This is a genomic window from Mycoplasma parvum str. Indiana (assembly GCF_000477415.1).
GTDB lineage: Bacteria > Bacillota_I > Bacilli_A > Mycoplasmatales > Mycoplasmoidaceae > Eperythrozoon_A > Eperythrozoon_A parvum.
This window is the reverse complement of record NC_022575.1, coordinates 95,693-108,278: the sequence shown is the minus strand read 5'-3', so window position 1 is coordinate 108,278 and position 12,586 is coordinate 95,693. Positions and strand designations below refer to the sequence as shown.

At 29.4% G+C, this 12,586-nt stretch carries 9 protein-coding genes and 2 rRNA genes; 1 reads left to right on the top strand and 10 read right to left on the bottom strand.

Annotation, left to right across the window (positions count from 1 at the left end; all coding sequences use genetic code 4):
* Nucleotides 1-37: 37 nt before the first annotated feature.
* The 4 genes from PRV_RS02910 to PRV_RS03025 all read right to left on the bottom strand — a co-directional run bounded on the left by PRV_RS02910 (nucleotide 38) and on the right by PRV_RS03025 (nucleotide 2,026).
* Nucleotides 38-1,204, bottom strand: a complete 1,167-nt coding sequence (locus PRV_RS02910; protein WP_022769025.1) for a restriction endonuclease subunit S — start codon at nucleotides 1,202-1,204, stop codon at nucleotides 38-40.
* Between the two features lie 13 nt (nucleotides 1,205-1,217).
* Nucleotides 1,218-1,469, bottom strand: a complete 252-nt coding sequence (locus PRV_RS00605) for a 5'-3' exonuclease H3TH domain-containing protein (protein WP_022769021.1) — start codon at nucleotides 1,467-1,469, stop codon at nucleotides 1,218-1,220.
* Between the two features lie 111 nt (nucleotides 1,470-1,580).
* The gene (locus tag PRV_RS00600; RefSeq protein WP_269077122.1) at nucleotides 1,581-1,874 is read right to left on the bottom strand and encodes a PIN domain-containing protein; all 294 of its coding nucleotides are present in this window, start codon (nucleotides 1,872-1,874) and stop codon (nucleotides 1,581-1,583) included.
* A gap of 8 nt (nucleotides 1,875-1,882) precedes the next feature.
* Nucleotides 1,883-2,026, bottom strand: a complete 144-nt coding sequence (locus tag PRV_RS03025) for a hypothetical protein (protein WP_022769013.1) — start codon at nucleotides 2,024-2,026, stop codon at nucleotides 1,883-1,885.
* Nucleotides 2,027-2,283: 257 nt separating this feature from the next.
* On the opposite strand from PRV_RS03025, the gene PRV_RS00595 reads away from it, so the two are divergent.
* Nucleotides 2,284-4,281 carry an MIP family Ig-specific serine endopeptidase gene (locus PRV_RS00595; RefSeq protein ID WP_022769009.1) on the top strand — a complete coding sequence of 666 codons (1,998 nt, stop codon included), beginning with the start codon at nucleotides 2,284-2,286 and terminating at the stop codon, nucleotides 4,279-4,281.
* A gap of 198 nt (nucleotides 4,282-4,479) precedes the next feature.
* Here the strand turns inward: PRV_RS00595 and rrf are convergent.
* The 6 genes from rrf to PRV_RS00565 form a co-directional block, all read right to left on the bottom strand.
* Nucleotides 4,480-4,589, bottom strand: a 5S ribosomal RNA gene (gene rrf, locus PRV_RS00590).
* 45 nt (nucleotides 4,590-4,634) lie between these two features.
* Nucleotides 4,635-7,579 (bottom strand): 23S ribosomal RNA (locus PRV_RS00585).
* Between the two features lie 131 nt (nucleotides 7,580-7,710).
* Nucleotides 7,711-8,670, bottom strand: a complete 960-nt coding sequence (gene ruvB / locus PRV_RS00580) for a Holliday junction branch migration DNA helicase RuvB (RefSeq protein WP_022769005.1) — start codon at nucleotides 8,668-8,670, stop codon at nucleotides 7,711-7,713.
* Between the two features lie 6 nt (nucleotides 8,671-8,676).
* The gene (gene ruvA, locus PRV_RS00575) at nucleotides 8,677-9,300 is read right to left on the bottom strand and encodes a Holliday junction branch migration protein RuvA (RefSeq protein ID WP_022769002.1); all 624 of its coding nucleotides are present in this window, start codon (nucleotides 9,298-9,300) and stop codon (nucleotides 8,677-8,679) included.
* Nucleotides 9,301-9,386: 86 nt separating this feature from the next.
* Nucleotides 9,387-11,324 carry a DNA primase gene (dnaG, locus tag PRV_RS00570; protein ID WP_022768998.1) on the bottom strand — a complete coding sequence of 646 codons (1,938 nt, stop codon included), beginning with the start codon at nucleotides 11,322-11,324 and terminating at the stop codon, nucleotides 9,387-9,389.
* Nucleotides 11,302-12,585 (bottom strand): glycine--tRNA ligase, encoded by a 1,284-nt coding sequence (locus tag PRV_RS00565; protein ID WP_022768994.1) that lies wholly within the window; start codon nucleotides 12,583-12,585, stop codon nucleotides 11,302-11,304. Before PRV_RS00565 ends, dnaG begins: the two co-directional genes overlap by 23 nt.
* Between the last annotated feature and the right edge of the window lies 1 nt (nucleotide 12,586).

The window sequence follows — 12,586 nt, the reverse complement described above, 5'->3', positions numbered from 1 at the left end:
TTACTTAACTCTCCTTTTTAAAACTTAATACAACGATTTAAAAAATTTCTATTTTTTGACTAAAAATCATTTTGTGTAAATCTTTTTTCATTCTTTCAAGTTTTTCAATTCCTATGCTTAAGCTTTCAATCTTAAGCTGAATATTTTCACAAATACTGTTGAATTTTTCTAATGTTTTGCTATCAGGAATTATGATTTTTATTCCTTCTAATTGTTGTTTTTTTAATTTTTTATAGTTTACGCTGCATTTATATATTTGTGGGAGTATAAACATTATGGCTTCAAAAATTAAAAAAATTAAATTTTTGTCTTTAGATAAGACAATATAAGAAAAATCACTTGCCTCAAATTTACCTCTATAAAATCTGGCTCTAAAATCGCTTCCTCCAAAATTAATTAAAGTTGCGGAAGTGTCATAAGAATATTTGTTTGTCCTCGCTAATTTATCTTTAGTGGAATTAGTAAAAAACGGATATCTTCCATTTTTTACTGCATTATTAGCAGATTCTTTTCCCACTTCAATTTTTGCAACTTCCTCAAGTTTTTGATATCTCCAATCACTAGGAAATCTTCTCTCTGGTCAATAAGCTACTAAATTACTGTCAGGAAATCTTAAATTAATGAATCACTCCTTAAAAATAGAAGTTCTAATATTTTGAAGCACTTCTATTTGTTGTTCACTATTTTCTATTAGCTCATCATAAGCAGAAAGGATATCTCCTATTTTTTGTTGAATATCGTGGGGGGGGCAAGGAAATTTGACAGAAAGTAATTTGTAAATAGGTAAAGCCTTTTTGATAATAGTTGTCGCGGAAATAGATGAAAATGTTTTTTCTGATAATTCCAAACAATACTTAATAAATTGGGGATTAGAAATATTTTTATAAGAAGAAAAGGCAAAAACGCAATTAGATAAAAAAGAATCGTTTTTTAATAATGCTGCATCCCCAGGATAACTTCCATAAATAGAAATACAAACTGTATTTTTTGAAAATAATTTGTTATTCATTAAGGAAAGTTTGTTTAAAAAATAATATCTATTACACTTCAAAATATGCAATCTACTTTGACCAACTTCTTTAACTCCAACGAAAGAAATAGATTCTTCGTGTAACTTAGGATTAAATTCATATTTTCTGCAATATGACTTTCCAGATGATATTTTTCCCAACTTATCTAAAGTCGTTAATTCCCACTGAGACATAATTAATTATTTTCTATAAAGAAAAAGATAAATCTGTTCTAATTTTGGCTATTTCAAGATACAACTTCAGTTTTTCTATATTTTCTGAAATAGAAATTTTTATTTTTGAATCTTTTATATTTTGATAATTTTTTAAAAAATTATCTTCACTTCCAAATTGCTTTATTAAAGCTACGGCTCTTTTTTCACCAACATTAGGAATTCCAGGATAATTATCTGAAGAATCTCCAGCTAAAGCTTTAAATAATGGAATTTGATGGGGCAAAATACCATCATTTAAAATAGAAAAATTTTTTAAGTTGTGAAAAATTGTTAAAAAAGATTTCTTGACTATAAATAAATAGAAATAAATTCATTTACAAGTTGTAAAAGATCTTTATCAATAGTAAAAATTTCAACATAAAAAAAATTTTTCAGAAAATTTCTTAGCAATAGTTCCTATTTGGTCATCTCCTTCATATCCATTTTCAGGAATATATATTTCAAAACCTAAATTATTGAGTTTATTTTTGGAATATTCAATTCAATAATAAAAACTTTCATCTACTTTTCTTAAATCCCTATTAGCCTTATATTCCGAAAATATTTTCTTCCTAAAATTATCTCCATCTTTTCTGTCAAAAACAATTATTTTTCTTAAATAATTTTTTCTTGCCATAAAATTTGTAATTTGAGAAATTAAAAGTTTAAAAAATTCTTTATCGGGGGGGAATCATTTCTTCTTGAAAATTTTTTATCTTTCTTTGAAGAAATGACAGCGTGAAAACATTTTCTAGCTATAGCATTACCATCAATAATCATTACTACTTTTTTTAAATTCATATATTAGTCATATATATTTATCTATAAATACAAAATTTAGTATTCTAAAAAAATATATCTATATAACTAACTAATAAAGAAAAATTAAAAACTAAAAATTATTTGAACTTTGCTCAGTTTTTAAAGTTTTTTATTAATAGTTATTGAATGATACAAGAAGAATGAACAATTACTTTTTTTAGTATTTCAGTATATATTTTTCATTTATAATTAATTCCGCTTTTATACTTTTTAAGTAAATAAGTTAAGGAATAATTTTGCCAGTTAATTTTCCAAATCTTTTAAAATTTCTTTTCGTTTCAGTTGGTGGAGCTAGTGGGATTGGTTATTCTGGGCATGAAGTCTATAGATTTGTTAATAATTCAAACTTGCCCAACAGAAAAGCAGATTTATCAAATTATCTTTCTCCTGAAATTGATAAAGATTATTCATCTTTTGCGACTCAGCCAAATACTGATATATCAACAATTATTGCAGAAAATATATCTGAAAATTCTTTATCAAATAATCAAAAAGACGATTCTCAATCTTTTTTAACTCCTAAAGAAAGCTCATCTTCTTTAGATTCAGAACTTAATACTGAAAACAAAGAAAAGGAAGTTTTAAAACTTACTGGAATTAAGGCTGTTTCTCAGAACAAACAAACAATTTCAGTTCAACCTAAAAAATTAATGCCTCAAACTATTATTGAAAATAATGTAGGTGATTGAGTCGGGCCTAATGGCTCAGGAAACAAAGTTTATAGCAATAGAACGACAAACCCTATATTAAATAAACAAAAAATTTCCGATCAAGAAAGAAAGCATATGGAAGAAAGTAAAAATGAAATTTATTACTGAGATTACAGGAATAATTTAGTTAGTTCAGGAGATATTGATTTAATAAAAAATACAAATCAATTAAAAGAAGATGCAAAAATCTATAAGATGATTAAAGATCATACTGTTAAATTATCTACACCTTGTTCAACAGGAACAGGTTGATTCTTAGATTTTGAATTACCTATAGATGAGAATAAATACCCTACAAAGTGATTTGTTGCTACCAATTTACATGTAATTAATGAAATTAGATTCGCCGAAAGTGAATATAACATTTCTCTGCCAATCACTAATTCAACTTTAAGTGAATACTTAAAAAAGAATGAAAAATGAGGTAAAAAATGTGTTGAATTCTTAAGTAAAGAAATTCCTATTTTAGATCTTTTATCTGAGGAAGATATAACTGAAGCTCCTAATTCAGAAAAATCTTCATGATATCGTTCTAGGGAAGATGATTACTATAAAAATCATCCTATATATATACAAATGAATGAAAATGCAGGAAATAAATCTCCTGTAAGATCTCCAAAAATTTATCAAGCTCATATTAATAATCCTAAATTGGTTTATGCAGCAATAAATTTTGCTGGAGTTAAAAAAGATCTTGATAATGATAAAGAAACAATGGATTATTTTAAGGATTTTGGAGTGATTGAAGTTAATTTTGAAAGCGGAGAAGTAGCTAAAAAAGTTACAAATAAATTATTTGAGAAGTACTACAAAAATAAAGTATTTGAAAATTCAGGAGCTCAAGTTCCAGAAAAATCAATTAACTTTTTTGCTCCTGAACTAATGAGCAAATATAGCGCTGAAGAACTAAATAAAAATGAAGATCATTTCTTTATTGGCGGATATCCTACAGGAGTTAATAGATATGGAGAAATATCTTTTTCTATGAATCAAAAATACAAAAAGAAATATGATAAGAACTATGTAGGAAGTATAACTCCCACTCACAGTAAACTAACTTACTTTAAGGAAATCAACGATCATGAGAATTGAACAGGATACAATTTAACCAATCAACACGGTGATGTTATTAAAGGACACTCTGGTTCAGAAAAGCATAAACAACACCATAAACAAACACAATTATTCTGAAATGGTAAATCTTTGTTTACTTGAGGTTATGACTATGTATTAGACAATACTTTTTTAGGTGGTGGAGCTTCTGGAAGTATGGTATTGGATAAAGATGGCGCTCTTTTAGGTCTTTATACTAGATATACAGGAAGTTTTATTAATTATGGTATTGTTGAACCTATAAGAGGAAGTCAAGTTAAGGATGACAAAGGTAGAGTAATTATTCCTAATTTTGACTTAATTGCTGGTAAAGGAGGAGATATTTCTTCTTATAGAACTCAATTGGAAAAATATGGAAAAATTAAAACTTATTTAAGTCAAAAAGAAAACTGAATAATAAATCCTAAATAATTTTTTAATCAATTAGGCCTTTTTTAGGCCTAATTGATTGATTTAAAAATTAGAAATGTTGTTAACTCTACTATTTATTTAGAATCTCTTAACTTTTTTTTAATTTATTAAAAAGAGTATTTTTACTCTCTTTTAATAATTAACTAAGTAATAAAGAAAAAAATTATTTTAGATTAAAAAATGTCTGAAAAATAAATAGTGCAGTCAACTCAAAGAAGCTCTTGTCCTAAGGCCAAATTGAGCCTATGGTGCTTGACGGCTATGTTCGGAATGGATATAGGTATTTCCACCATAGTATCCTGACTGCACAAAATAACAATAATTAAGAATTAAATAATAAATTTTTAAAGATTCTCATTAAATCTTTCGCATAATTAGTACTACTTAACTTAATACATTACTGTACTTACATTTGTAGCCTATCGAGGTGGTAGTCTGCCACCATGCTTATCTTTAAGTTCCACTTAAAGAGGGAAATTTTTTTGAGGTTAGTTTCACACTTAGATGCTTTCAGCGTTTATCTAATCCATACTTATCTATCCAGCAATGCTTCTGGCAAAACAACTGGTACAACAGAGGTATGTTCATTCCGGTCCTCTCGTACTAGGAATGAATCCTCTCAAATTTCCTTCAGCCGCTATAGATAGAGACCAACCTGTCTCACGACGGTTTGAACCCAACTCACGTATCTTTTTAATCGGCGAACAGCCGAACCCTTGGGAGCTGCTTCACCCCCAGGATAAGATGAGTCGACATCGAGGTAGCAAACAATCTCGTCGATATGAACTCTTGGAGATTATTACCCTGTTATCCCTAGAGTAGCTTTTATCCGTTGAGCGATGGCCCTTCCATTTGGAACCACCGGATCACTATATCCTAATTTCTTACTTGGTCGACTTGTTTGTCTCACAATCAAGCACACATATAGTATTACCCTTTCTGCGCGATTTCCATTCGCGCTAAGTGTACCTTTGAACGCCTCCGTTACAATTTGGGAGGCAACCGCCCCAGTCAAACTGCCCACCTAACACTGTCCATACACCAGATTTATGGCAATATGTAAGCAAAAAGTCATTGAAATTGTAGTATTCCACTGTCGACTCCAACAATACTAGCGCATCATCTTCCTAGTCTCCTACATATTCTCTAATATCAAAAACTCTTTACAATATCAAGTTACAGTAAAGCTTCATAGGGTCTGTTCGTCCCGTAGCGGCAAGAGAGTGTCTTCACTCTCGCCAGGATTTCACCGAGCCTACAGTCGAGACAGTCAAGAGCTGATTACACCATTCAAGCGGGACAGAATTTACCTGACAAGGAATTTCGCTACCTTAGGACCGTTATAGTTACGGCCGCCGTTCACCAGGGCTTAAGTTAGAAGCTTTGGCTAGCCGAAGCTAGCCTAACAACCTTCTTTGACCTTCTGGCACCGGGCAGGTGTCGCCACATATACTTCATATTCGAATTTTGCATATAGCTGTGTTTTTGTTAAACAGTTCGCCCTCGTTCTTTACTGTGGCCCCAGATTCCTTCTGGGGCACTCTTTCTCCCTAAGTTACAGAGTTAATTTGCAGAGTTCCTTAACTGTAGTTAGCTCGCTAGCCTTAGGATATTCTCCTTGATCACGTGTGTTCGGTTTCGGTACGAATACCTTAGATTTAAGTCTAGAGTTTTTTCGCGAAAAGAGATTGGTAGTAATTCTTCCTGATATCCCTACCAAAAATAGCATTCGTTTCTTGCAATTAATGTCGGGGTGATTTTCAGCCTCGACTTGCTTCGAAACTTAGAAGGAAATCCAATAATCCTTTTACTTTAACCTCTTTTGTCCGCCCGTTGACAATCTAAGGTAGTACAGGAATATTAACCTGTTGTCCATCGGCTACGCCTTTCGGCCTCACCTTAGGATCGACTAACCCGAGGAGGACGAACCTAGCCCCGGAAACCTTGATCAATCGGCTAGAAAGATTCTCACTTTCATTCGTTACTTACGCCGGAATTCTTACTTGTATAAAGTCCATTTATACTCTCGTTCAAACTTCAACCCTTATACAACATTTGTCTACCACTTAAAATTATTAAATCTTAAATCCAAAAATTCGGTATTAAGCTTAGCCCCGTTGTACTTGCGGCGCCAAAAAACTAGACTAGTGAGCTATTACGCACTCTTTAAATGATGGCTGCTTCTAAGCCAACATCCTAGTTGTTTATGAATTTTGACTTCCTTTTCCACTTAGCTTAATTTAGGGACCTTATTTGTTGGTCTGGGCTCTTTCCCTCACGACTATAAAGCTTATCCCAAATAGTCTCACTGCCAAAGTAAAATAACTGGAATTCAGAGTTTAATTCTATTTAGTACACAGCGAAGTGCCCTTATAGATTTAGTGCTTTACCTCCAATTATCAATTTATTTGACGCTAGTCCTAAAACTATATCGACAAAAACCAGCTATCAGGGAACTCGATTGGAATTTCACCTCTATTCACAAGTCCTCCGCTATCATTTCAACGACAGTCGGTTCAGTCCTTCATCTAGTTTTATCCAAATTTCAACCTGCTCATGAATAGCTCGTCCCCTTTCGGGTCTATTGTAAGCTACTTAACGCCCTATTAAGACTTGCTTTCGCTCCAGCTCCACCTTTTTCACGGCTTAACTTTGCAACTTACAATAACTCTCCGGCTCATACTTCAAAACGCACGCCGTCACACATTAATGTGCTTCGACTCTTTGTAGGCTAGTAATTTCAAGTTCTATTTCACTCCCATATCTGGGTTCTTTTTCATCTTTCCTTCACAGTACTTATTCACTATCGGTAAATGATTAGTATTTAGGCTTACCCCATGGTCGGGGCAGATTCAAACAGGGTTCACATGTCCCGCCCTACTCAGGATACCTCAAGCTTTTCTCGATGTTTAATGTACGGGGCTATCACCCTTTATAACATCACATTCCAGTGATTTTCCACTACATTTCAAAATAGCTTTATCGAGGTCCTACAACCCCGAAATTTCGTCTAGATCTTTCGGTTTAGCCTTTTCCCCTTCCGCTCACCACTACTGAGGGAATCGCTTCGTTTTCTTTTCCTCCGGCTACTGAGATGTTTCACTTCGCCGAGTTCGCCTTGTCGGGTTATTTAATTCACCCAACAATAGTAGAAAGATTAGTTTCTACTGTGTTTCCACATTCGGAGATTACCGGATCAAGGTCTCTAATCGACTCCCCGATACTTTTCGCAGATTTGCACGTCCTTCATCGCCTATCATTTCCAAGAAATCCTTTACTAGCCCTTAATAATTTAATTGAGAATCTTTAGTTTATAAATTATTAATTCTTAATCAATTGTCAAAAAACTTTAAAAACGCATGTCAGCCCTGATCAGAAGCATTTTTAGCTTCGGAAAATACTTAACAAGTTACCTCTTTATTTTAAGTTCTAATTATTTGCTCTACTTTTTCATTTTTTATATTTACTCAATATTTTTTCTCCTTTTTCTGTCAAAATCCTACCTTTATTAGTTTTAGAAATATAGCCTTTTCAAACTAAATAAGGTTCTATTTTCTTTATTAAAGTAGACTCATCTATATTAGTTCCTTGAACTATAGATTTAATTCCTGAAGTGAAATTCAAACTATTTTTTAAAAATACTAAATATTTAATATCACTTTCAGTTAAACCCATATAAACAAAACCGCATTCTTTAATAATTTCTTGAATTTCACATTTATTATTAATAGTTTTATAATCCAAAACTCTTCGCAATATTCTATTAGCATTTCTAGGAATTCCCCTCGAATTAGAAACAATTGTTGTTATTTCTTCTTCATTAAGATTTAGCCTCCATAAATTAAGAACTCTTTTAATTAGAGTAATTAATTCTTCTTCGCTATAACAATCAATAAAAAAGATATATCCAAATCTTTCTTCTAGAGCTTTTGGTAAAGCTCCTAAATTAGTTGTTGCTGCTATTAGAGTGAATTTAGGCAAATTTACTCTAATTGTCTTAGAATTGTAATTTTTACCAATTAATAAATCCAAAACATTATCTTCAAGAGCTGAATATAACATTTCTGAATATTCCAATTTCAAACTATGTATTTCGTCAATAAATAAAACATCAAAATCATTTAATGAATTTAAAACCCCTATTAAATCAGGTAGAGTTTGAATATTTGTCGAAGGAACAATTTTTAAATTAACTTTCATTTCATTAGCTATTATGTGAGCTAATGAAGTTTTACCTACTCCCGGCGGGCCATAAAGTAAAGTATGTTCCAACGGCTTATTTAATTTTTTAGCTACTTCTATTCCAATTTTCAAACTTTTTATTATTTCAGGCTTTCCAATGAATTCATTTAGATTTGAGGGTCTTAAATTTGAAATATCTAATTTCATGCTGAATTAATGATATTTAAATTGTGAAATTGCTTTTAAACATTCATTAATTATTGAATTGAAATCATTTAATTGAGAATTATTCTCCTTAATAATTACTAAGGCTCGCTTAATATCTTCAAATGTATATCCAATTTTGATTAATGAAGAAATTATTTCATCTTCCATATAGGAAGAATTATTTTCTTTAATACAAAGACTTTCAAAATTTCTAATAAAGGAGTTTTTTAGAAATTTAGTATTTTTTAGAGCATAAATAAAAAGATTAGCTGTTTTTAAATTGAATCCTCTTAATTCAGCTAGTTTCAATCTCTCTTCCTGTTCGGCCAAAATACAAATCATATTTCAATCATTTGTCAAAATTGTCTGTGCAGTTTTACAACCAATTCCTTTAATAGTCATTAAATTATTAAATAATTCATATTCTTTTTCAGTTAGAAAGCCATATAAATGAGAAATTATTTGATTTTTATTATCTAACTTAAATTCTTTAAAGAGATAAATTAAATAATTATCTCCTTCCTTTAAAGAATTAGCTTCTGCTAAATATATTTTGTAACCAATATTGTTATTTTCAGCAATGACATAATTTTTATGAATTGAAATAATTTGAGCTTTAAGATAATGCATAAAATAGCTTTCATTTATTTAATATCTAATTTTTTAAAAAAGTAATAAATTTTTTAGCCAGAGAACTGGCTAAAAAATTTCCTCCCTTATTCTTCTTTAAATTTTTCTTCCAACTCTAATAATTTTTTAAATATTTTCACAATATCTTTTTTTAATTCCAATTCTTCACTTTCCATTTGATTTACTAGATCATATTTATCTGGAAAGCCCATAGTTGAAGAAGAAACTATATAATTTTTCACCCTTCTTATTACTGAAATTACTAAGCAATAATAAAGCTCTAAAAAATCTATTATTCCATTTAATTCAAGTGTTTTAATTTGTTCTTCTTCTAGAGCAAAAGATAAATGATCTTTTAAGTCTTCAATAGAGCTTCTAATTTTTATTAAAAAAGAATTTTCATTGTCAGTGAAATTTAATTGATAGTTTTCAAAATATTGAAATAATAAAGGGCTCTCTCAATTTGAAAATTCTTTTGCAAGAATAGATAATTTTTGATAATCTTTTTTACACTCTTCAATAATTTCTAAGATTGAAGAATATTGATGAACTAAATCATTAGAAGCTACATCTTCATCTCCTGAATAGTTATTAATTCATCCTCTATCTTCTCTAGAAAGAATAGAACTAAGATTAATAGCTTCTATATATTTCTTTTTTTGTTTTTCTATTGCTTGCTCTTCTTCTGAAGTTTTTTCAATTAATTGATAGAGATCAAATATTTTTGAAAGTTGAGAAATTGCAAATTCATAATTAAGCTCCGGAAATAAAAATATTCTAGATCTTTTAGAATTTTTTTGAAATAAACCAGATAACAAAAAATCTACTATTTGATTAATTGAAATAATATCTGTAATATTTTCCTTTTTTTCTCAAAGATTTCTTCAATTTTTTTTAATTCAATCAATATAAAGAATGGGTTCAGGTAAGGCAATTGAGCTATCAGTAGCATACATTTCAGCCAAATCCTTGCAATTTCCATATTCAATAGGAAGAATATAAGGATTTAATTCATTTTTTAATAATTTTTGAAATAATTTGAGAGTAGCATTTTTGCCAGCTCTATCATTATCTAAAACTAGTACTATTTTTTTATTAGATAGAGAAGATAGAAGCTTTAAGCCATTATTAGATATTTCACTACCTAATAAAGCCAAACAAATATTATTGGGCTTTAATAATTTCATTACCAATAAATCAAAAAAACCCTCAAACAGATAAATAAAGTCTTCTTTATTAACTCTTGTTAAATCTTGTAGGTTATAAAGTAAATTAGTCTTTTTAAATAAAGCAGTTTCTTGTGAATGAATATATTTAGGACTATTATCTCTTAAGTCTTCTAATTTTCTAGAACTAAAACCTATTATTTCTGAAGTTTTAGAAAAAATAGGAAAGATAATTCTATTTTGAAAAATAGGAAAGATACTATTTAAAGAATTATTAGTATTTTTCATAAATATTCCTGTTTTTAATAAAAAACCTTCATTTATAAATTGATAATCATGAGAAATTTTTTTAATTTGTTCTAGAGAAGCTAAAAGTTTTGCTCCAGTGGGAGCAAAACCTAATTTAGCTTCTTTTATTATAGAAGCGCTTAATTTTCTTTTTTCTTTTAAATATTCTAGAGCTTCTTTCCCATCCTTAGAATGAAGGGAGCTCTCAAAAAAATCTAATAAAAATTCATTGAATTTTAAAAGTTGTCTTTTAAATAAAAGTTCTTGTGAATCAAAATGTATATTATTTAATTCTTCAAGAGGTAGTTTTAAAAGAATGTGAGCCTTATATAAAGCTTCTTTTAAAGAAATATTTTCTTTTTTCATAATAAAAGAAATGCCATCTCCTGCCACTCCACAAGAAAAACATTTAAATATATTTTTCTCTTCTGAGATGGATAAAGAAGGGCTTGTATCATCATGAAAAGGACAAACTGCTCAAAAATTTCTACCCCTCTTTTCGAGGGATAGATAATTTTGAAGAATTTCTTTTACTTTATATTTGGATTTATCAAAGCTCTTTAGAGACATTTAGAGCGAGAAGAATATAATCTCGTAATTTTTCTTTTGTAATTCTAATTTGTTCTCCACTATCTCTCTTTCTTAAAGTTAAAGAAAAAGAAAGAGCTTCTCAATTGCCACTCTCAAAATCTACTGTTAAACAATAAGGAGTACCTATTTCATCTTGCTCTCTATATCTTTTTCCAATCGAACCTTTGTGCGAAAGAATAACTGAGAAAGAAAATTTTTGAAGATAACTAAATAATTTATTAGCATCTTTTAATTGCTCTTTAGTTAAAGGTAAAACAGCAAATTTGTAGGGAGATAAAAAAATAGGTAATGAAAGAGTTTTTCATTTTTTATTTCCAATATTCAATAACTTCTCATTTATTAATGCAAGCATTAAACGATTTAGTCCTAAAGAATGTTCAATTACATGTGGCAAAATTACTTTAGAATTATCTTCTATTTGAAAGTGAAGTTTTTCTCCAGAATATTCTTGATGAGAGCTTAAGTCATAATTACCTCTATTTGCTATTCCCCATAATTCTTCTCTGCCGAATTCAAAATTGTAGTGTAAGTCATAATTTTGAAGTGAATAGTGTGGTAATTCTCCCTTAGGAACACTTTCAAAAGAAAAAGAAGAAGTAGGAAATTCCAATTTCTCTACTAAAAATTTTTTAATTTGCTCTACTTGTTGTTTTAAAGTTTCTTCTGCTTTTTCTGGAAAGGTAAATTCTTCAAATTCTAACTGCTCAAATTCTTTAGTTCTAAAAATAGTTTTTTCAGGGGTCACCTCATTTCTAAAAGATTTGCCTATTTGTGCTACACTAAAAGGTAGATTGAGCTTGGAATTCAGAGAAATTAATTTAATATTAGCGAAAATAGTTTGAGCAGTTTCAGGTCTTAAATAATATTTATCGGTTTTAAAAATTAATTGAAATTTTTTTGCTTCAGAAAATTCGCTTGAACCGCAATATTTACATTTATTTAATAATTGCTGTTCTACTTCATATCTTTTATTACAATTTTTGCATTCAATCAATTCTTTTTCAAAATTTTTGAGATGCCCAGAAGCCTCCCAAATTTCTCTAGAAGTTAATATATTTCCTTCATAGAGTAGAACATTTGAACTTTTAGTAACAAAATAATCTATTCATGCTTGTTTTAGATTATTTTTTAGAAGAACTCCTAAATGACCATAATCTCAAGAATTTTCTAATTTACCATATATAGAATTACTAGGATATAAAAATCCTTTTTCAATTAAATATTTTTCTATCTCTGACAAC